The organism is Streptomyces sp. BA2 (assembly GCF_009769735.1).
Taxonomy (GTDB): Bacteria; Actinomycetota; Actinomycetes; order Streptomycetales; family Streptomycetaceae; genus Streptomyces.
In genome coordinates this window covers 1,266,931-1,287,259 of the sequence record NZ_WSRO01000002.1, presented here as the reverse complement: position 1 = coordinate 1,287,259, position 20,329 = coordinate 1,266,931, and the positions used below count along the sequence as shown (strand labels likewise).

The 20,329-nt window shown below is 70.7% G+C and carries 14 protein-coding genes; 9 read left to right on the top strand and 5 right to left on the bottom strand.

The window, feature by feature from the left end; translation table 11 throughout:
- Nucleotides 1–14: 14 nt before the first annotated feature.
- The 3 genes from E5671_RS08375 to E5671_RS08365 all read left to right on the top strand — a co-directional run bounded on the left by E5671_RS08375 (nt 15) and on the right by E5671_RS08365 (nt 4,895).
- Nucleotides 15–983 (top strand): oxygenase MpaB family protein, encoded by a 969-nt coding sequence (locus E5671_RS08375; protein WP_160503204.1) that lies wholly within the window; start codon nt 15–17, stop codon nt 981–983.
- Nucleotides 965–3,202 (top strand): serine/threonine-protein kinase, encoded by a 2,238-nt coding sequence (locus E5671_RS08370; RefSeq protein WP_160503203.1) that lies wholly within the window; start codon nt 965–967, stop codon nt 3,200–3,202. The genes E5671_RS08375 and E5671_RS08370 overlap by 19 nt, the downstream gene beginning before the upstream one ends.
- Before the next feature lie 142 nt (nt 3,203–3,344).
- Entirely contained in the window at nt 3,345–4,895 is a 1,551-nt protein-coding gene (locus tag E5671_RS08365) for a phytoene desaturase family protein (protein WP_160503202.1), read from the top strand.
- A 28-nt stretch (nt 4,896–4,923) separates the two neighbouring features.
- On the opposite strand, the gene E5671_RS08360 is transcribed toward E5671_RS08365, so the two are convergent.
- Nucleotides 4,924–6,780, bottom strand: coding sequence for a serine hydrolase (locus E5671_RS08360; protein WP_160503201.1), 1,857 nt, complete (start codon nt 6,778–6,780; stop codon nt 4,924–4,926).
- A gap of 175 nt (nt 6,781–6,955) precedes the next feature.
- Between E5671_RS08360 and E5671_RS08355 the strand changes: the two genes are divergently transcribed.
- Both E5671_RS08355 and E5671_RS08350 read left to right on the top strand, forming a co-directional pair.
- Nucleotides 6,956–8,059 carry an NAD(P)H-dependent flavin oxidoreductase gene (locus E5671_RS08355; protein WP_160503200.1) on the top strand — a complete coding sequence of 368 codons (1,104 nt, stop codon included), beginning with the start codon at nt 6,956–6,958 and terminating at the stop codon, nt 8,057–8,059.
- An 87-nt stretch (nt 8,060–8,146) separates the two neighbouring features.
- On the top strand, nt 8,147–9,703 hold the full coding sequence (locus E5671_RS08350; protein ID WP_160510063.1) for an acyl-CoA synthetase: 1,557 nt from the start codon (nt 8,147–8,149) through the stop codon (nt 9,701–9,703).
- 81 nt (nt 9,704–9,784) lie between these two features.
- On the opposite strand, the gene E5671_RS08345 is transcribed toward E5671_RS08350, so the two are convergent.
- Entirely contained in the window at nt 9,785–10,351 is a 567-nt protein-coding gene (locus E5671_RS08345; RefSeq protein WP_160503199.1) for an EF-hand domain-containing protein, read from the bottom strand.
- Between the two features lie 217 nt (nt 10,352–10,568).
- Entirely contained in the window at nt 10,569–12,989 is a 2,421-nt protein-coding gene (locus E5671_RS08340; RefSeq protein ID WP_160503198.1) for a penicillin acylase family protein, read from the bottom strand.
- A gap of 140 nt (nt 12,990–13,129) precedes the next feature.
- On the opposite strand from E5671_RS08340, the gene E5671_RS08335 reads away from it, so the two are divergent.
- Complete coding sequence (locus E5671_RS08335) at nt 13,130–14,626, top strand: acyl-CoA synthetase (RefSeq protein WP_160503197.1); 1,497 nt, start codon at nt 13,130–13,132, stop codon at nt 14,624–14,626.
- Nucleotides 14,627–14,655: 29 nt separating this feature from the next.
- Here the strand turns inward: E5671_RS08335 and paaK are convergent, their stop codons facing one another.
- Complete coding sequence (gene paaK / locus E5671_RS08330; protein WP_160503196.1) at nt 14,656–15,942, bottom strand: phenylacetate--CoA ligase PaaK; 1,287 nt, start codon at nt 15,940–15,942, stop codon at nt 14,656–14,658.
- Between the two features lie 177 nt (nt 15,943–16,119).
- On the opposite strand from paaK, the gene E5671_RS08325 reads away from it, so the two are divergent.
- Both E5671_RS08325 and aroQ read left to right on the top strand, forming a co-directional pair.
- Nucleotides 16,120–16,965, top strand: a complete 846-nt coding sequence (locus E5671_RS08325; protein WP_160503195.1) for an alpha/beta fold hydrolase — start codon at nt 16,120–16,122, stop codon at nt 16,963–16,965.
- Between the two features lie 19 nt (nt 16,966–16,984).
- Nucleotides 16,985–17,605, top strand: coding sequence for a gamma subclass chorismate mutase AroQ (aroQ, locus tag E5671_RS08320; protein ID WP_160503194.1), 621 nt, complete (start codon nt 16,985–16,987; stop codon nt 17,603–17,605).
- 94 nt (nt 17,606–17,699) lie between these two features.
- Here aroQ and E5671_RS08315 read toward each other — a convergent pair whose 3' ends face one another.
- Entirely contained in the window at nt 17,700–19,313 is a 1,614-nt protein-coding gene (locus E5671_RS08315) for an AMP-binding protein (protein WP_160503193.1), read from the bottom strand.
- Nucleotides 19,314–19,488: 175 nt separating this feature from the next.
- Here E5671_RS08315 and E5671_RS08310 point away from each other — a divergent pair, with 175 nt between their 5' ends.
- The gene (locus E5671_RS08310) at nt 19,489–20,289 is read left to right on the top strand and encodes a crotonase/enoyl-CoA hydratase family protein (protein WP_160503192.1); all 801 of its coding nucleotides are present in this window, start codon (nt 19,489–19,491) and stop codon (nt 20,287–20,289) included.
- The last annotated feature ends 40 nt before the right edge of the window (nt 20,290–20,329 follow it).

Below are 20,329 nucleotides of genomic sequence, written 5' to 3'. Positions count from 1 at the left end.
CAGGAGGTGGTTGTATGCGCGAGGCATCCTCATCGGGGCAGCCGGCGGCAGGGCACCCGTCGGCGGCCGACCCTGGGCTCTTCGGCCCCTCGTCCGTGACCTGGCAGATGCACGGCGACCCGATGATGTGGGTCGCCGGCATCCGCGCCCTGTACCTACAGGCCCTGCACCCCCGCGCGGTCCGCGGCGTCATGCAGAACAGTGACTTCCGCAAGGACGCCTGGGGGCGTCTCATGCGTACCGCGAACTTCGTGGGCACCATCACGTACGGCACCACCGAGGTCGCCGAGCACGCGGGGGCGCGTGTGCGGAAGATCCATACGATGCTCAAGGCCACCGACCCCGACACGGGCGAGCGCTACGGGGTCGACGAGCCCGAGCTGCTGCTGTGGGTGCACTGTGCCGAGATCGACTCCTATCTGCACGTCGCACGCCGGTCGGGGTTCCGTCTCACCGACGAACTCGCCGACCGCTATGTCGCCGAGCAACGGGAGAGCGCCCGGCTCGTCGGCCTCGACCCCGCCGCGATACCGGGGTCGACCGCCGAACTCGCCGCGTACTTCGAGCGGGTGCGGCCCGACCTCGCCGCAGGGCCCGAGGCGCGCGACGTCGACGACTTCCTCCAACGCCCGCCGACCCACCCGCTGTTGACCCCGGCGCGCGCCCTGCTGTGGCGGCGCGTGGCGAATCTGGCGTACGCCTCGCTGCCGCCGTACGCCCACGAGCTGTACGGCAGGACGGCCCCGCCGCCCGCCACCGTGACCCGGCGGCTCGTCACCACCGGCACCATGCTGCGCACCGTTCCCGCACGTCTACGCTGGCAACTTCCCCCGAAGCACATTCTGCGCGCCATGGCCAGGCTGGGGCCCGGCGCCCGGCCTGCCCCGTACAAACTCGACAGGCGGGCAGCCATACTGGACGCGCCGGGGAGGGCGAAGCGAAGCAACGGGGGCGACGGCGGGAGATGGCGGACACCAGGCTGATCCAGGGCCGGTACCGGCTACTGGACCTGATCGGGCGCGGCGGCATGGGCGAGGTGTGGCGAGCCCGCGACGAGTCCCTCGGTCGCAGGGTCGCCGTGAAGTGCCTCAAGCCGCTGGGGCCCCAGCACGACCAGTCCTTCACGCGCGTGCTGCGTGAGCGGTTCCGGCGCGAGGCGCGCGTCGCTGCCGCGCTGCAGCACCGCGGCGTGACCGTCGTCCATGACTTCGGAGAGCACGACGGCGTCCTGTACCTGGTGATGGAGCTGCTCGAAGGACGCAACCTCAGTCAGCTCCTGGAGGACAACAAACAGCATCCGCTGCCCGTCGCGGACGTCGTGGAGATCGCCGACCAGGTCTCCGCCGCGCTCGCGTACACCCATGAACAGGGCATCGTGCACCGGGACTTGAAGCCCGCGAACATCATGCGGCTCACGGACGGCACGGTGAAGATATGCGACTTCGGGATCGCCAGGCTCGGCCATGACATCGGCTTCACCTCACGCCTGACCGGCACGGGCATCGCGATGGGCACGCCGCACTACATGTCGCCGGAGCAGATCAGCGGCGCCCAGGTCGACCAGCGCAGCGATCTCTACTCCTTCGGGTGCGTGCTGTACGAGATCGCCACGGGGGCGCCGCCGTTCGACCTGGAGGACGCCTGGGCCGTGCTCGTCGGCCACCGTGACACGCCGCCCGAGCCGCCGCGCAGGCACCGCGAGGAGCTGCCCGAGTACTTCGAGAAGATCGTCCTCGACCTGCTCGCCAAGGAACCGGACGAGCGGCCCAGCGACGCGCGCGAGCTGGGGCGCCGCATCGTCACCGGCCGCACGGTCCCCACGTACGTCCCGACCGTCGTCACCCCGCCCGTCCGCCGCCCCGAGCAGCCGCCCTCGCGCGAGCCACGGCTGCCCTCGTGGACCCGCGGCATGACGACCGGGCACAAGGCGAACGGCGCGTCCGAGCTGCGGACGACGCCGCCCGACGCGGCAGCCGGCCTGACCGGCGAGTGGATCCCGCGCACCGACGCGCGCCGGGCCGCGACGCCGCGCGGGCCCGAACGGCCCACGCCGTCACCCGAGGTGGTCGCCACCCTCGTCAGCCGGCACAACGCGGGCCTGAGCCTGGGGCGCCTCGGCCGCTGGGCCGAGGCGGGCGAGGTGCACCGCGCGGTGGCCGCCGAGCGGGAGCACGCGCTCGGCCCCGACCACCCCGACACCCTCGCCAGCCGTTACGAAGTGGGTTTCACGCTGAGCCGCACCGGGCGCGCGGCCGACGCCCTGCGGGAGTACGGGCGCGTCGCCCAGGGCAGGGAGCGCTCCCTCGGCCCCGAGCACCCGGACACGCTGGCCGCGCGGCAGGAAATGGCGTACGTCATGGGGCAGTTGGGGCGGCACTTCGAGGCCCACCAGATGTACACGTCGGTCCTGGCCGTACGGGAGCGGACCGCGGGCGCCGACCACCCCGACACCCTGCGCTGCCGGCACAACCTCGCGTACAACCTCAGCAGGCTCGGCCGCCTGGAGGACTCGTACCAGCTGGCCCGCGAAGTCGCGACGGCCCGCGCCCGCGTCCTCGGCTTGACCCACCCCGACACCCTCGTCACCCGCTACGAAGTCGCCTACGCCCTCGGCCAGTTGGGCCGCTGGCCCGAGGCGCTCCAGACGTACCGCGAGGTCGCCGACGCGCGCGTGCGGGCGCTCGGCCCCGACCACCCCGACACCCTCGCCGCCCGCTACGAGGTGGGCATCAGCCTCGGCAGGCTCGGCCGCAGCGGCGAGGCCCTGGAGCTGTACCGCGACCTGATCGACGACCGCACCCGCGTGAACGGCCCATCCGACCCCGAGACGTTGCGCGCCCGGCACGGCCTCGGCGTCAACCTCGGCCGCCAGGGCCGCTGGGAGGAAGCCCTGGCCGAGGCCCGTGACGTGTGCGCGATCCGTGAACGCGTCCTCGGCGGCGACCACCCCGACACGCTGGTCAGCCGCCGCGAGGTGGCCGTGGGCCTCGGCTGGCTCGGCCGCTGGGCGGACGCCCTGACCGAGTACCGCAGGGTCGCTGCCGCGCGTGAGCAGGTACTTGGCGCCGACCATCCCGACGCCCTCGCCAGCCGCAACGACGAGGCGCACTGCCTGGAGCAGCTGGGCCGTGGGACGGAAGCGGTGGAGCTGTACCGCCGGGTTGCCGCGTTGCGCCAGCGGCGGGCTACCGGAGGGCATTGACTCGCGGGGGCGCGTCGAACGGTGCCCTTGCGCTGGGGCCGGCGGGCCGTCCGCGGGCTTGTTGTGGCTGGTCGCGCAGTTCCCCGCGCCCCTTCGGGGCCCTCCTGGCCCCTTCGAGGGAGCTCTCGTGCTACCAAGGGTCATGCCCCCTCGCGATCGATACGACGCCGTCATCGTCGGCGGCGGTCACAACGGACTCGTGGCCGCCGCCTATCTCGCCCGCGCCGGGCGCTCCGTCCTGCTCCTGGAGCGGCTCTCCGGAACCGGCGGTGCCGCCGTGTCCAGTCGCCCCTTCGCCGGTGTCGACGCCCGGCTCTCGCGCTACTCGTATCTGGTGAGCCTGCTGCCGCGGAAGATCGTCAGGGACCTCGACCTGGACTTCCGGGTACGCACCCGCACCGTCTCCTCCTACACGCCGACCGAACGCGACGGGCGCCCGGCCGGACTGCTCGTCGGCGGGGGAGACGCGCGCACGAAGGACGCGTTCGAGCGGCTCACCGGCGGTCCGCGCGAGTACGAGGCCTGGCGGGAGTTCTACGCCATGACGGGGCACGTCGCCGAGCAGGTGTTCCCCACGCTCACCGAGCCCCTGCCCACACGCGACGCCCTGCGCGAGCGGATCGATGACGAAGCCGCCTGGCGCGCGCTGTTCGAGGAGCCCATCGGCACCGCCATCGAGGAGCGCTTCGCCGACGACCTCGTACGCGGGGTGGTGCTCACCGACGCCCTCATCGGGACGTTCGCCGACGCCCACGACCCGTCCCTGCGGCAGAACCGCTGCTTCCTCTACCACGTCATCGGCGGCGGCACCGGCGACTGGAACGTGCCCGTCGGCGGCATGGGCGCACTCACCGGCGCCCTCGCGGACTCGGCCCGCGCCGCGGGCGCCGAACTCGCCACGGACCACGAGGTCACCCGCATCGAATCGGACGGACAGACCGCCGAGGTCACCTACCGCACCCCCGAGCGCGAGGCCACCGTCGCCGCCCGGCACGTCCTGGTCAACGCCTCACCGCAGGAACTCGCCGCGCTCGTCGGTGACACACCGCCCGCCCCGGCCGAAGGCGCCCAGCTCAAGGTCAACATGCTGCTCGAACGGCTGCCGAGGCTGCGCGACACCTCGGTCGACCCGCACGAAGCCTTCGCCGGGACCTTCCACATCGGGGAGGGCTACGGGGAGTTGGCTACCGCGTACGCCCAGGCCGCGTCCGGAGAACTGCCCGCCGCGCCGCCGTCCGAGATCTACTGCCACTCCCTGACCGATCCCAGCATCCTCGCCCCCGAGCTCGTGGAGCGCGGCTGTCAGACCCTCACCCTCTTCGGGCTTCACACGCCCGCCCGCCTCTTCGCCCACGACAACGACGCCGTACGGGCCGAACTCCTGAAGTCGACCCTGGCGCAGCTGGACGCGCACCTGGCCGAGCCGCTCGCCGACTGCCTCGCCACCGACGCCGAAGGCCGCCCCTGCATCGAGGCCAAGACACCGCTGGACCTGGAACGCGACCTGCGCCTGCCCGGCGGCAACATCTTCCACCGCGACCTCGCCTTCCCCTACGCCCAGGACGGCACAGGCCGCTGGGGCGTGGAGACACGGCACGCGAACGTCCTGCTGTGCGGTGCGGGCGCCGTACGCGGCGGCGGGGTCAGCGGCATTCCAGGGCACAACGCCGCGATGGCGGCGTTGGGGGAGTAGGACACCACCTGTCCTCGGCCGGCTGTCGTCAGTCGGCCGACGGCGCCCAGCCCACCGCCTCGACGCGCGCCGCGTCGGCGAGCCGTGCCTCGTCGAAGGCGGTGCGGCCGCCGTCCTCCACCCGCAGCCCGTCCGCGTACGCGCCGCGCCCCACGTAGAGCCGGTCCGTCGCGTACCGCCAGCGCAGCCGCACCCGTTGACCACGCCACTGCGCGAGGTCCGCGGTCAGCCGGTGCCAGACGCGCCCCGCCCAGCCTGACGCCGTGCCGTCGGGGTGCTGCCGGGGCGCCGACCCCTTGCGGTCCGTCGTGAACGGCACCGGCTGCCATGTCGAGCCGTCGTCGCCCGAGGCTTCGAGCCGCAGCACGTCCGACCCCGGCTCGGTGTCCCACCACAGCGAACACCGCAGCCTCGCCCGGTCCGTGGTGAGGGAGAGCGGCGGCAGGGTCAGGGTGGCCGTCGTGGCGTTCGCCATGCCGGAGAACCAGGCGGTGCGCCCGCGCGCGGGGCGAACGGGTACGGCGCGTGCCAGGTGGTTCGCGGCCGCCACCCTGGGGGCCGATCCGGAGCGCCAACTGCGCACCGGGTGAACCGAGTTGCCGAGGATCACGAGGAAGGAGTCGGTCGTCGGGTCCAGGACGAGGGAGGTGCCGGTGAACCCCGTGTGGCCCGCGGTGCGCGGCGTCGCCATCGCGCCCATGTACCAGTGCTGGTAGAGCTCGAAGCCCAGACCGTGCTCGTCGCCGGGGAAGTCGGTGTTGAAGTCGGTGAACATCAGCTTCACGGACTCGGCGGAGAGGATGCGGGAGCGGCCGTAAACCCCGCCGTTGAGCAGCGTGCGGCCGAGGATCGCCAGGTCCCAGGCACAGGAGAAGACCCCGGCGTGTCCCGCTACCCCGCCGAAGCTGAAGGCGTTCTCGTCGTGCACCTCGCCCCACACCATGCCGCGGTCGAGGCCCGACCACGGCAGGCGGGCGTCCTCGGTGGCGGCGATCTTCGGCTGCCAGGACGCGGGCGGGTTGTAGCGCGTGCGGTGCATCCCGAGTGGAGCGGTGATCTCGTCGTGGAGCAGTGCATCCAACTGACGACCCGTGATCTCTTCGAGGACCAGCTGGAGCGAGATCAGATTCAGGTCCGAGTAGAGGTACTTGGTGCCGGGCGGGTTGAGCGGCGCCTCGTTCCAGATGAGGCGCAACCGGCCCTCGCGCGTGGGTTCCTTGAAGAGGGGGATCCAGGCGCGGAAGCCCGAAGTGTGGGTGAGGAGCTGCCGGATGGTGATGTCCTGCTTGCCCGCGCCCCCGAAATCGGGGAGGTACGAGGCCACCTTCGCCTCAAGCTCCAGCTTCCCCCGCTCGATCTGCTGCACCGCGAGCAGCGAGGTGAACAGCTTGGAGACGGAGGCGAGATCGAAGACCGTGTCCTTGGCCATCGGGATCTGCCGGTCGGCCGGCAGCTCGACGCCGGTGTCGGTCTTCTCGTCGTACGCCGAGTAGCGCACCGCCTTGCCGATCGGCTGGTGCAGGGCGACCGTGCCGCCGCGGCCCGCGAGCAGGACGGCGCCCGCGTACCAGGGGTGCTTGGGGGAGGGGCCGAGGAACTGTTCGGCGTCGGCGACCAGTTGCCGCAGATGCCCGGCGAGCAGTCCGGCGCGCTCGGGGCTGCCGGGCCGCAGTGTCGAGTGCCCGGCGCCGTTCGCGGACGCCGCCGCCGCGGCGGGACCCGCGGGGAACGGCACCAGCGCGAGCGCACCGCCCAACGCCACGACCCGCGCGCCCAGTTGGCGACGGCTCAGTGCGCCACCTGCTCTGTCGGACGCTCCGCCCCCCGCTCTGTCGGACGTTCCGCCACCCGCTCTGCCCGACGCCGCCCCGCTGTCCTCGGCCATGACCGTGCCCCCTCCTGGAACGCTCCTGAGCTGAAATTATCTTTCGGGATCACAAGAGACTGCTGAAACTTTCATGTCAGTGTCCGGCCCTGTCAACCACGGGCGCCCGGCAAAGATCTGACACTGCATCAGAAAATCTCTTCCGTCGTCCGGACGGCTGCGGCATCCTGCGCCCATGCAGACAGATCTGAGCAGGAAACTGGGGATCGAGCACGCCATCTTCGGCTTCACGCCCTTCCCGGCGGTAGCGGCCGCCATCAGCAGGGCGGGCGGATTCGGTGTGCTCGGCGCGGTCCGTTACACGGCGCCCGACGAGCTGGCCCGGGATCTCGACTGGATGCAGGAGCATGTCGACGACCGGCCCTACGGACTGGACGTCGTGATGCCGGCGAAGAAGGTCGAGGGGGTGAGCGAGGCCGACGTCGAGGCGATGATCCCCGAAGGGCACCGGCAGTTCGTCAAGGACACCCTCGGCAAGCACGGCGTACCCGAACTCGCCGAAGGGGAGGCATCCGGCTGGCGCATCACCGGGTGGATGGAGCAGGTCGCCCGCAACCAGCTCGACGTCGCCTTCGACTACCCGATCAAGCTGCTCGCCAACGCGCTCGGCTCACCGCCCGCCGACGTCATCCAGCGCGCCCACGAGAACGACGTACTCGTCGCCGCCCTCGCGGGCAGCGCCCGGCACGCGCGCAAGCACGCCGACGCGGGCATCGACGTCGTCGTCGCGCAGGGCTACGAGGCGGGCGGCCACACCGGCGAGATCGCCTCCATGGTCCTGACCCCGGAAGCCGTCGAGGCCGTCGCGCCGCTGCCGGTGCTCGCGGCGGGCGGCATCGGCAGCGGGGAGCAGATCGCGGCCGCGTTCGCGCTCGGCGCGCAGGGCGTGTGGCTCGGCTCCCTCTGGCTCACCACGACGGAGGCCGACCTCCACTCGCGGGCGCTCACCGACAAGCTCCTGGCGGCGGGCTCGGGCGACACGGTCCGCTCGCGCGCCCTGACGGGCAAGCCCGCACGCCAGTTGCGCACCGAATGGACCGACGCCTGGGACGACCCGGACGGGCCCGGCACACTCCCCATGCCGCTACAGGGGCTCCTGGTCGCCGAGGCGGTCTCACGCATCCAGAAGTACGAGGTCCAGGCGCTGCTCGGCACGCCCGTCGGGCAGATCGTCGGCCGTATGAACAGCGAACGCAGCGTCCAGGCGGTCTTCGATGACCTGACCCGCGGTTTCGAGCGCGCCATCGACCGCGTGAACCGCATCGCCGGACGCGACTGATGGCTGACGACAGATGACAGATGACAGACGCTGACGACTGACGACTGACGACTGACGAGAGACGGAGGAGAGGTCCTTATGAGCAGTATGCCGGGCAGCACGCCCCCCAACGGCTTCTGGGCACAGGCCGAAGCGGACCCGGACCGCACGGTCCTGACCGCGCCCGACGGCGAGCAGTGGACCGCGCGACGCCTGCACGCGGCGACCAATCAACTCGTCCACGGGCTGCGCGCCGCGGGCCTTGAGCGCGGTGACGCCTTCGCCGTCGTGCTGCCCAACGGAGTCGAGTTCCTCACCGCGTACCTTGCGGCGTCGCAGGCCGGTTTCTATCTCGTCCCGGTCAATCACCACCTGGTCGGGCCCGAGATCGCCTGGATCGTCGCCGACTCCGGCGCGAAGGTGCTGATCGCGCACGAACGGTTCGCGCAGGCGGCGACCGACGCCGCCGACGAGGCGAAGCTCCCGGCCACGCACCGGTACTCCGTGGGCGATGTCCCCGGCTTCCGCTCGTACGCCGAACTCCTCACCGGACAAGAGGAGTCGGCCCCGGCCGACCGCACCCTCGGCTGGGTCATGAACTACACATCGGGCACGACGGGACGCCCGCGCGGCATCCGGCGCCCGCTGTCCGGCAAGCTCCCCGAGGAGTCGTACCTCGGCGGTTTCCTCGGCATCTTCGGCGTCAAGCCCTTCGACGGCAACGTGCACCTCGTCTGCTCGCCGCTCTACCACACCGCGGTCCTCCAGTTCGCGGGCGCCGCCCTGCACATCGGCCACCCGCTGGTCCTGATGGACAAGTGGACGCCCGAGGAGATGCTCCGTCTCATCGACACGTACAAGTGCACGCACACCCACATGGTGCCGACCCAGTTCCACCGTCTCCTCGCGCTGCCGGAGGCGACGAAGGCGGCGTACGACGTGTCGTCGATGCGCCACGCCATCCACGGCGCCGCGCCCTGCCCCGACCACGTCAAACGGGCGATGATCGAGTGGTGGGGCGAGTGCGTCGAGGAGTACTACGCGGCCAGCGAGGGCGGTGGTGCCTTCGCCACCGCGCAGGACTGGCTGAAGCGGCCCGGCACCGTCGGCAAGGCCTGGCCCATCAGTGAACTGGCCGTCTTCGACGACGACGGCAACCGACTGCCGCCCGGTGAACTCGGCACCGTCTACATGAAGATGAGCACCGGCGGGTTCTCGTACCACAAGGACGAGTCCAAGACGAAGAAGAACCGCATCGGCGACTTCTTCACCGTCGGCGACCTCGGTCTCCTGGACGAGGACGGCTACCTCTACCTCCGCGACCGCAAGATCGACATGATCATCTCGGGCGGCGTCAACATCTACCCCGCCGAGATCGAGTCCGCACTGCTCACCCACCCCGCCGTCGCGGACGCCGCCGCGTTCGGCATCCCGCACGACGAGTGGGGCGAGCAGGTCAAGGCGGTCGTCGAGGTCGCCGATGGCCACACGGCGGGCGACGCCCTGGCCGCCGACATCCTCGGCCACTGCGAGCGCCAACTGGCGGGCTACAAACGGCCGAAGAGCGTCGACTTCATCGAGGTCATGCCGCGCGACCCGAACGGCAAGCTCTACAAGCGGCGGCTGCGCGAGCCGTACTGGGAGGGCAGGGAGCGCGTCGTCTAGGGCCTGTCCGGCCCCTGTCCGAGCGGCTCTGTGCGAGCGGCCCTGTCCGAGCCTGATCCGCCGGCGGCCAGGCCCTGGCCGTCACGACGGGTCGAGCGGTCCGAGCAGCCAGGAGCCGGCGGAGTGCGGGTCGTCGCTGAAGTAGAACTCCCGGATGGCGGCGAGGAGTTCGTCCCGGTCGATGGCGCCGTCGGCGTTCCTGTCGAGGCGGCCGAAGACCTCCCGCGCGTCCGCCTCCGGCAGGTTCATCAGGGCCCCGGTCCAGCGCACCTGTTCCTCCCGGGTCAGCTTGCCGTCGCCGTCCGCGTCGGCGATGTCCATGATCGCGTCGAGGAACGGGATGTACCCCTCGTCGAACGACTTCGGCGTCTCGAGAAGCCCTGCCGCGAAGGCGGCCTTGTACTCCGCCTCGCTGATCCTGCCGTCCTTGTCGGCATCGGCGACTCGCGCGAGGTGGTCCCACAGCCCGAGGCTCAGCTCCCGCAGCCTGGCCACGGGCCCGGAGTCCGCACCGTGACCGAAGGCCTCGCCGAGCCGGGCCACGGACGTCTCGAAGTCCGCACGCTCGATGAACCCGTCGCCGTCGGTGTCGTACGTCGAGAACCTCCGGGACAGCTTGCGGTCCAGGAACGTGGATGGCTTCACCATGGGTCCTCCCCTGAGAGATGTCACCACCTGACTACCTCAGTCGGCCGGGTTCGCCATAGAGCGCGGGCAGCAACTGTTCCTCCTCTTACGCGAAGTGCTCCTCCCAGTCCCGAAGCCAATCCACCGGCGCAAGAGCATCCCCGCACCGCAGGAAGCCGGGCCACCCCGTGTCGGCTTCAACGCGGCGTGACCCGGACCCAGTTGGTATCGCGTGCCCTCAGTGGTGCTCGCGCACCTTCACCACCTTCAGCTTCGGATCGCGCAGGATGTCCTTCTCGCAGAACCGCGACGTCACCCAGCGCTCATCGGCGTACAGCCGCGTCTGATCGCTGTAGTGCGGCGAGTTCGGGTTCGACGACTGCGAATAGGTGAGGAGCGTGCGCGCCTGCGGGCAGCGGCCCTTGTCCCAGCCGACCGCCTGGATGTGGCTCGAACCGTGCGCGACCTCGGTGTAGCCGCCGCCCTTGGGATCCCAGACCGGCTCGATCTTGTTCCACACGCCGATCGACTCCGTGCCGCCGTGGATCGGCAGCCGCTCCGAGCCGCGTACGACGAACTGGTTCCTGCCCAGCGGCGCGTCGAGCGCGATGCCCGCACCGCTCAGCTCGGCCACCGCGTCGGCGAGCGCGGTCGCGAAGCCGGGCGCGGCCGTGTTGAGGGTGTTCGGGGTGCGCACCGGGTCGGCGGCCGAGAACGGCACCTTCCACAGCTGGGTGTTCGGCACGGTGGCGACCAGCTTGCGCCAGAACCGGTCGAAGAGCAGGGCGCCCTTGCTGTCCGTGTTCATGCTGTGGTCCCAGGCCTTGAGGGCAGCACAGGCCTTGCGTACGTCAACCGCCTTGCCGTCGCTGCCCGTTGCGGTCCCCCCTGGCAGCGCGGCACACGCACGCGCCGCGTCGTCGGCGGCCAGGTCGCCCGCCGGGGCGCGGTTCGCGAACTGCTGCTTCTGGAGGTCCTTGACCGTCAGGCCGCCCTTCTTCGCCATCGCCGCGACATCTTCGATGGCGCCGCGCGTCCGCATGGAGCGCTGCGTGCCGATCGTCCCGAAGACCCGCTCGTAGCCCGTGATCGGCCGGTCGGCGTTGGTCAGCCAGGCGCTGTCGTTCGAGTTCTCCGCGTACGGGGCGTCCTTGAGCGTGGGCATCTTCGACGGGCCGAAGACGCCTGGCTGGAGCGCGTCCTTGTCCGAGCCGAGCGCGCAGTCACCGCGCGAGCCGTCGAGCACGGCCACGCCCGACGCCGGATACGTCACCTTGCCCAGGTCAGTGGAGCAGCGCTGGGCGAGGTCGTCGGTGATGCGTGGCAGCACCTGCGACTGGGTCAGCAGCGAGTGGCCCTTGCGGTCGGCGGCCACGGTGTTGACCCAGGGCAGCCCTTGCGTGTCGCGCAGCGCCTTCAATACGCCTTCGGTGGAGCGGGCCTTGCCGAAGCCGAGGTTGGTGTCGCTGCCGCGCATGTTCGTGGCGTTGGGGTCGTTCAGGGCGTACGCCGTCTTCGCGGACCAGGGCAGGGGAAGCTGTGCGCCGAGGCCGGTGGTGACCGGGCCGTACCGGGTCCACCACTGGGTGCGGGTCACCGGAGCGCCGTCCTTGACCGGCACTTCGACCGTCCGCTTCGTCATCTTCTCCCGCTTGCCGTCCACCAGATAGGTGGTCGGATCGGCGGGATCCAGCGTGAGCTGATGCAGATTGAGGGTCACTCCGGTCGCCACCGTGTGGCTCCACGCCACATCGCCGTTGAAGCCGATGTTGACGACGCTCGTGCCGAGCAGCGAACCGCCCGAGACGTTCAGCTCGCCGGGGATGGTCTGCTGCGACTGCCAGAAGCGCCGGCCGCCCTGCCAGGGGTAGTGCGGATTGCCGAGCAGCAGCCCCTTGCCGTTCGCGGTGGTCTTCCCGCTGAACGCGACGGCGTTGGACCCCATGACCGCCTCGTCGGCCGAGAAGAGCTTGCGCGCCGCCTTCGCGGTGCGTTCGGGGTCGGCAGCACGGTCCGGGGCCCTCGAACTCGGCGGCTGCGCGGCGGTGATGCCGTCGATGCCGCGTCCCTGACCGCCGAGGACCTGGACGGCGAAGCCCTGCCGGGCCACGTCCAGGGAGGTGATCGGGCGCAGCCACTTGGCGCCCTTGCACGCGGGGTCCGTCACGCGGTTCTGCTTCAGCCAGGCGTTGTAGCCCGCCGCGAAGCCGTGCATCAGCTTCTTCGTCGTGGCGCTCGGGCCCGCCGGGGCGGGCTGATCGAGGAGCTTCTCCACCGTGCGCGTGTCGCGGACACCGCCGAAGTAGAGGTCGCTGGAGAGGTTGGTGGTCGCCGAGGACAGCGAGCCGTCGGGCTTGCCGTCAGGGCCGAAGTAACGTGACCGCTCCCCGCGCACGGTCACATATCCCTCGGCGAGGGTGCACACCTGGTCGGCGGCCTGCGCCCAGCCGGTGCCGAAGCCGAGGTTCTCGTAGTCCTTGGCGAGAATGTGCGGAATGCCGTACTGGGTGTAGCGGACGGTCGCGGACAGGCCGCCGCCGGACTGGCGGTCGTCGCGCGCGTCGGCCGCGCCGGCGGTGGCGGCGGACGAGGGCAGAAGGGCCGTGGCGGTCAACAGGCTGATGCCGAGGGCCGTCAGGCGTCTTGAGCGGGTACGCATACTGCCTCCCAACGCGTTTCAGGGAAGGGGCGGTTGAGCGTACCAAGCGGTATGTCACTTGATCGAGTAGCGGGACCGGTCGGGTTCACCCCCCGTACGGAGCCTTGACCGCCGTGACGTGCGCGGCACAGGATCACGCCATGACGGGTGTACGCGGCAATACGGTCGACGGGGTCCTTCGACGCAGCGCGCGGCGCGTGCCGGGGCGAGTGGCTCTGCGCTACGGGGAACGGGCCTGGACGTACGCGGAACTGGACACGGCCGTGTCGCGTGCCGCCCAGGTGCTGCGCGATGCGGGCCTCGGCCACGGCGACCGCGTCGGTGCCTACGCCCACAACTCGGACGCCTATCTCATCGGCTTCCTGGCCTGCTCGCGGGCGGGCCTCGTCCATGTGCCGGTCAACCAGAACCTCGTCGGCGACGACCTGGCGTACATCGTCGGCCAGTCGGGCAGTTCCCTGGTCCTCGCCGACCCGGATCTCGCCCCGCGCCTTCCCGGCGACGTCCCCGTCATCGCCCTCCGCGACGCCGACGACTCGCTGCTCACGCGGCTCCCGGCTGCGGTGGCGTACGACGGTGAGGAGCCCGGCGCGGACGACCTCGCCCAACTGCTCTACACCTCCGGCACGACTGCCTTGCCAAAAGGCGCCATGATGAGCCACCGCTCATTGGTGCACGAATACGTCAGCGCCATCACCGCCCTGGACCTCAAGGAGACGGACAAGCCCGTCCACTCGCTGCCGCTCTACCACTCGGCCCAGATGCACGTCTTCCTGCTGCCGTACCTCGCGGTGGGCGCCGAGAACACCATCATCGACGCGCCCGACGCCGAGCGGATCTTCGATCTGGTCGAGGCCGGCCGCGCCGACAGCCTCTTCGCGCCGCCCACCGTGTGGATCGGCCTCTCGAACCACCCCGGCTTCGCCACCCGCGACCTCGGCGCCCTGCGCAAGGCCTACTACGGGGCGTCGATCATGCCCGTCCCCGTGTTGGAGCGGCTGCGTGAACGGCTGCCGTCGCTCGGCTTCTACAACTGCTTCGGGCAGAGCGAGATCGGCCCGCTCGCCACGGTCCTCGGGCCCGACGAGCACGAGGGGCGGATGGACTCCTGCGGGCGGCCCGTCCTCTTCGTCGAGGCGCGGGTCGTGGACGAGCGCGGCGCCGAGGTGCCCGACGGCACCCAGGGCGAAGTCGTCTACCGCTCACCGCAGTTGTGCGAGGGCTACTGGGACAAGCCCGAGGAGACCAAGGAGGCGTTCCGTGACGGGTGGTTCCACTCCGGTGACCTCGCCGTGCGGGACGACGAGGGCTATTTCACGGTCGTCGACCGGGTGAAGGACGTCATCAACTCCGGCGGCGTCCTCGTCGCCTCGCGCCAGGTGGAGGACGCGCTCTACACCCACGAGCGGGTCGCGGAGACAGCCGTGATCGGGCTGCCGGACGAGCGCTGGATCGAGGCGGTCACCGCCGTCGTCGTACGCAACGGAGACGTGACCGAAGCCGAACTCATCCACCACGCACGCGAGAAGCTCGCCCACTTCAAGGCACCCAAACGGGTCCTCTTCGTGGACGAGCTGCCGCGCAACGCGAGCGGGAAGATCCTCAAGCGGGAGCTGCGGGACCGTTTCAGCGCGTAGTAGTCCCTACGGGTACGGGGGCCGGGGGTCTACTTGTCCCGCAGGTCCACGATCCGCTTGAACTTCCCCACCGACCGCTCGATCGTCTCCGGGTCGACGATCTCGACCGCCACCGAGACGCCGATGCCGTCCTTCACCGCCGACGCGATCTCCCGGGCCGCCGCGTCGCGCCGCTCGGGAGTCGTGTCCGCGCGGGACTCGGCACGGACGGTGAGCGCGTCCATGCGGCCCTCGCGGGTCAGGCGCAGCTGGAAGTGCGGGGCGACGCCCGGTGTCCGCAGCACGATCTCCTCCACCTGCGTGGGGAAGAGGTTCACGCCGCGCAGGATGACCATGTCGTCCGACCGGCCCGTGACCTTCTCCATGCGGCGGAAGGCCCGTGCGGTGCCGGGCAGGAGGCGGGTCAGGTCGCGGGTGCGGTAACGGATGACGGGCATGGCCTCCTTGGTGAGGGACGTGAAGACCAGCTCGCCGCGCTCGCCGTCCGGAAGCACCTCACCGGTGATCGGGTCCACCACCTCCGGATAGAAGTGGTCCTCCCAGATGTGCAGACCGTCCTTGGTCTCCACGCACTCCTGGGCGACACCGGGGCCGATGACCTCCGAGAGCCCGTATATGTCGACCGCGTCGATCGCGAACCGCTCCTCGATCTCGCGACGCATCTCCTCCGTCCAGGGCTCGGCTCCGAAGATGCCGACCTTGAGGGACGTCGTACGCGGATCGACGCCCTGGCGCTCGAACTCCTCAAGGAGCGTCAGCATGTAGGAGGGCGTGACCATGATGATCTCGGGGCGGAAGTCCTGGATCAGCTGGACCTGGCGCGCCGTCATGCCGCCGGACGCGGGAATGACCGTACAGCCGAGCCGCTCGGCGCCGTAGTGCGCGCCGAGTCCGCCGGTGAACAGGCCGTAGCCGTACGCCACATGGACCTTGTGTCCGGGGCGGCCGCCCGCCGCGCGGATCGAGCGGGCGACGACGTCCGCCCACATCGACAGGTCCTGCTCGGTGTAGCCGACGACCGTGGGCCGGCCCGTGGTCCCGCTGGACGCGTGCAGGCGCCGCACCTCGGACTGCTCGACCGCGAACATCCCGAAGGGGTAGTTGTCCCGCAGGTCGGTCTTGGCCGTGAACGGGAAGCGGGCCAGGTCGCAGAGTGCGCGGCAGTCGTCGGGGCGCAGGCCCGCCTTGTCGAACGCCGCCCGGTAGAAGGGCACGTTCTCGTACGCGTGCAGCAGGGTGTCCTGCATGCGCTCCAGCTGCAGCGCTTCGAGCTCCTCGCGCCCGAGGCGCTCCGCCGCGTCCAGCATGGCCGTCATATGGAGTTTCTCCCGTCCCAAACGGGCGACCGATCATTCGGTCGTGGATCTTCCGTCAAGGTCAGTAATCCAGCCCCGGAGGCGGCCGTCAAGAGATCGAGCAGGGCAGCCTTGAGCTGGGGCGCTACGGCTGAACGGCATTGTCCGTGTGCGGCCTGAGATGTGATGATCACCCCCATGCCGACCTTCACCGCATACGACGGGACCGAGCTCGCCTACCACGAGAAGGGGGAGGGCGAGCCGCTGCTGTGTGTGCCGGGCGGCCCCATGCGGGCCTCCGCCTACTTCGGGGATCTCGGCGGCCTGACGGCGCACCGCCGTCTGATCCTGCTCGACCTGCGCGGTACGGGCGACTCCGCGCTGCCGGCCGACCCGGCCACGTACCGCTGCGACCGGCTCGTGGACGACGTCGAGGCGCTGCGCGAGCACCTGGGGTTCGACGAGGTCGACCTGCTCGGCCACTCGGCGGCAGGCAACATCGCCACGCTGTACGCGGCACGCCACCCGAAGCGGATCCGCCGCCTCGTCCTGATCACCCCGGCCACGCAGTCGCTCGGTCTCACCCTGGGCGCTCGGGATCACCTTGACGCCGCGCAGGCGCACAAGGACGAGCCGTGGTACCCGGCGGCCGAGGCCGCGCTGAAGGAGATCGAAGCCGGGCGCAGCCCCCTTGAGGTGTGGGACGCGATCGTGCCCCTCGCCTATGGGCGCTGGGACGACGCGGCGCGGGCGCACCAGGCGGCGAGCGCGCGGGAGAAGAACGCGGAGGCTGCCGCCCTGGTCTACGGTGACGGGGCTTTCGACCCGCCCGCGACGCGAGCGGCGCTGGCTGAGCTGACCGCTCCCGTGCTCGTCCTCGCGGGGGAGTACGACGGGGCTCCGAACCCCGCGCACGCGGAGGAGTTCGCCGGGTTCTTCCCGGGCGGAGTGCGTCAAGTGCAGCCGGGCGGTGGGCACTTTCCGTGGCTGGACGACCCGGAGTGGTTCGTGCGGCGCGTGGCAGGATTCCTCGCGCAGGACTAGGACTACCAGGGGAGTTACTGTGCGTTTCACTTCGTCCGCGGGGCGTCTGCTTGCCGCCGGGGCCGTGGCTGTGGCTCTGCTGGCAGGGAGCGGGGCCGCTGCCGCTGCCGCCGCTGCCCCGGTGCAGCCGTCCGCTGTTTCCGCGGGCTCGTACGCCCGGCTCCACCCGCTGGTCGATCTCGCCGCCCGGCGGCTGGCCACCGCCGACCTCGTCGCCGCCGCGAAGTACGGCACGAGCAGCCCCATCGACGACCCGGCCCGCGAGCAGCAGGTGCTCGACGATGTCGCGCGGCAGGCACGGGAGCTTGGCGCCGATCCCGAGGCGACGGTGCGGATCTTCCGGGATCAGATCGAGGCCAGCAAGGTGGTGCAGCGGGAGCTGCACCGGCGGTGGGACGCGGATCCTTCGCAGGCGCCGGGGCCGGATGAGCGGCCTGACCTCGCTGAGGTCCGTAAGGAGATCAACCGGGTGAACGGGGAGTTGGTCCGCGGGATCGCTGACTCTCCCGCTGCGCGGGCGGCGCGGTCCTGCCGAGGGCTTGTGACCGTGGCGGGCGTTCGGGTTCGCCATGAGCGGCAGCTCGACTTGCTGCACAGCGTGGCTTTGGGGCGGGCGTTGCCGTCTGTCTGTGCGGGTTGACCGCCTTTCTGGACCGCCGCTTCGCGGCGGATTCTTTCCCGCCCACCCACCCGATTGCCCCGTGGTGACGTCGGCTCGGGTGGGCGGGCGGCGTTCAGCCCTTCGCCGCCACCGACTTCGCCCACCTGTAGTCCGCCTTGCCGCTCGGGGAGCGTTGGATCTCGGTGGTGAAGACCACCGTTCGCGGGATCTTGTAGCCGGCGAGGCGGGCACGGCAGTGGGTCTGGATGGCTTCGAGGTCCAACACGGGAGCTCCCTCCCGCAGTTGGACGACCGCCGCCACGCGGTTGCCCCAGCGCTCGTCGGGGACTCCGGCGACCAGCGCGTCGTACACGTCCGGATGGGATTTGAGTGCCTGCTCGACTTCCTCCGGGTACACCTTCTCGCCGCCGGTGTTGATGCACTGCGAGCCGCGTCCGAGGACGGTGACTATGCCCTCCTCGTCAACCGTCGCCATGTCGCCGAGCAGCACCCAGCGCTCGTCACCCTTCTGGAAGAAGGTCTCGGCGGTCTTCGCAGGGTCGTTGTAGTAGCCGAGCGGCACATGGCCGCGCTGGGCCAGGCGGCCCGGTACGCCGACCGGCACCGGCTCGTGCGTGACCAGGTCCACCACCTGGGTACGTTCGTTGACTTCCAGGCGGAAGCCCTTCTCCGGGCCCGAGTCCTCCGTCGCCTTGCCGTTGGAACCGGACTCCGATGAGCCGAAGTTGTTCAGGAGCAGGACGTTCGGGGCCAGTTCCTGGAACTGGGCGCGGACCGTCTCGGACATGATCGCCCCGGATGACGAGACGCTGAAGAGGGACGACAGGTCCGTGCCCTTGAGCGGGCCGTGCAAGGCGTCGATGAGGGGCCTGAGCATCGCGTCGCCCACCAGCGACACGCTGGAGACCTTCTCCCGCTCGATCGTGCGGAGCATCTCTTCGGGGACGTATTTGCGGTGAATGGCCACCCGCTGGCCGTAGTTGAAGGCGATGAACGACGTCAGGGTCGACGTGCCGTGCATCAGCGGGGGAGCGGGGAAGAACGTGATGCCGGGGCCGCCCGCCGCGACGCGCTCCGCCAGCTCCTCTGGCCGCTTCACCGGCTCGCCCGCGGGCTCACCGCCGAAGAGCCCGGCGAAGAACAGGTCCTCCTGGCGCCACATGACACCCTTGGGCATGCCGGTGGTTCCGCCGGTGTAGATGATGAAGAGGTCGTCGGCCGAGCGTGGCCCGAAGCCGCGCTCCTGCGAACCCGCCGCCTCCGCCTCGCTGAAGGCCACCACGTCGAGCGCGGGGGCGTCCACGGGCGGTGTACCCACCCGCACCAGATGCCGCAGCTTCTCCGTGCGCGGCAGCGCCGCCGCGACCCGCTCGGTGAACTCCGCGTCGAAGACGAGCGCGGCGAGGTCCGCGTCGCGGTAGAGGTAGACCAACTCCTCCTCCACGTAGCGGTAGTTGACGTTGACCGGTACCAGGCGCGCCTTGAGGCAGGCGAGCACGGTCTGGAGGTACTCGACGCCGTTGTAGAGGTGCAGCCCCAGATGCTCGCCCGGCCTCAGGCCGCTGTCGATCAGGTGGTGCGCGATGCGATTGGCGGCCCGGTCGAGCTCGGCGTACGTCAGCCTGCGTTCCGCCCCGGTGCCGGGGTGATCGATGTACACGAGCGCCTCGCGGTCGGGGACCACGTCGACGACCGACTCGAACAGGTCGGCAAGGTTGTACTCCACCGCTCCTCCTGACCCCGGCGTCATCTCTTCTGGCGGTCATCAGAGCAGAGGCACCCACAAGTGGGAAGGGTCCTCGTTCAAGAAATCTGACTGACTGTCAGAAAACTATTGAACTGGCTCCCCGCCTACTGCAACCTGTTCCAGGTCCGAAGCCGACAGCAGAGGGAGCACGGCTATGGGTGGGACGGAACATCTGGCGGTGCGGCGCGAAGGAGCCACACTGATACTCACGCTCAACCGGCCGGAGGCGAAGAACGCGCTCTCGCTGCCGATGCTGGTGGGCCTCTACGACGGATGGGTCGCCGCCGACGAGGACGACGCGATCCGCTCCGTCGTACTCACAGGCGCGGGCGGCGCCTTCTGTGCCGGCATGGACCTCAAGGCCCTCGCGGGCAACGGCATGGACGGTGAGCAGTACCGGGACCGGATGAAGGCCGACCCCGATCTGCACTGGAAGGCGATGCTGCGCCACCACCGCCCCCGCAAACCGGTCATCGCCGCGGTCGAGGGGTACTGCGTCGCGGGCGGCACGGAGATCCTCCAGGGCACGGACATCCGCGTCGCGGGCGAGTCCGCGACGTTCGGGCTCTTCGAGGTCAAGCGCGGCCTCTTCCCGATCGGCGGCTCGACCGTGCGACTGCCGCGGCAGATTCCCCGTACGCATGCCCTGGAGATGCTGCTGACCGGGCGGCCCTACTCGGCCACCGAGGCCGCGTCCATCGGCCTCGTCGGTCACGTCGTCCCGGACGGCACCGCCCTGGAGAAGGCCCTCGTCATCGCCGAGCAGATCAACGCGTGCGGGCCACTCGCCGTGGAGGCGGTGAAGGCGTCCGTGTACGAGGCCGCCGAGATGTCCGAGGCGGACGGGCTCGCGGCGGAGCTCAAGCGGGGGTGGCCGATCTTTGATACCGCCGACGCGAAGGAGGGCTCCAGAGCCTTTGCGGAGAAGCGGTCCCCGGTGTTCCGGCGCGCGTAGGCCCGTTTTCGGCTGCGGGTTCGTCGTGGCTGGTCGCGCA

Excerpts from the sequence above, each read along its gene's own strand:
- E5671_RS08310 (WP_160503192.1), top strand. The coding sequence starts at position 19,489 with ATGGGTGGGACGGAACATCTGGCGGTGCGGCGCGAAGGAGCCACACTG.
- E5671_RS08345 (WP_160503199.1), bottom strand. The coding sequence starts at position 10,351 with ATGGTGAAGCCATCCACGTTCCTGGACCGCAAGCTGTCCCGGAGGTTC.
- E5671_RS08375 (WP_160503204.1), top strand. The coding sequence starts at position 15 with ATGCGCGAGGCATCCTCATCGGGGCAGCCGGCGGCAGGGCACCCGTCG.
- E5671_RS08360 (WP_160503201.1), bottom strand. The coding sequence starts at position 6,780 with ATGGCCGAGGACAGCGGGGCGGCGTCGGGCAGAGCGGGTGGCGGAACG.
- E5671_RS08325 (WP_160503195.1), top strand. The coding sequence starts at position 16,120 with ATGCCGACCTTCACCGCATACGACGGGACCGAGCTCGCCTACCACGAG.
- E5671_RS08355 (WP_160503200.1), top strand. The coding sequence starts at position 6,956 with ATGCAGACAGATCTGAGCAGGAAACTGGGGATCGAGCACGCCATCTTC.
- paaK (WP_160503196.1), bottom strand. The coding sequence starts at position 15,942 with ATGACGGCCATGCTGGACGCGGCGGAGCGCCTCGGGCGCGAGGAGCTC.
- E5671_RS08350 (WP_160510063.1), top strand. The coding sequence starts at position 8,147 with ATGCCGGGCAGCACGCCCCCCAACGGCTTCTGGGCACAGGCCGAAGCG.
- E5671_RS08370 (WP_160503203.1), top strand. The coding sequence starts at position 965 with ATGGCGGACACCAGGCTGATCCAGGGCCGGTACCGGCTACTGGACCTG.
- E5671_RS08365 (WP_160503202.1), top strand. The coding sequence starts at position 3,345 with ATGCCCCCTCGCGATCGATACGACGCCGTCATCGTCGGCGGCGGTCAC.
- E5671_RS08335 (WP_160503197.1), top strand. The coding sequence starts at position 13,130 with ATGACGGGTGTACGCGGCAATACGGTCGACGGGGTCCTTCGACGCAGC.
- E5671_RS08340 (WP_160503198.1), bottom strand. The coding sequence starts at position 12,989 with ATGCGTACCCGCTCAAGACGCCTGACGGCCCTCGGCATCAGCCTGTTG.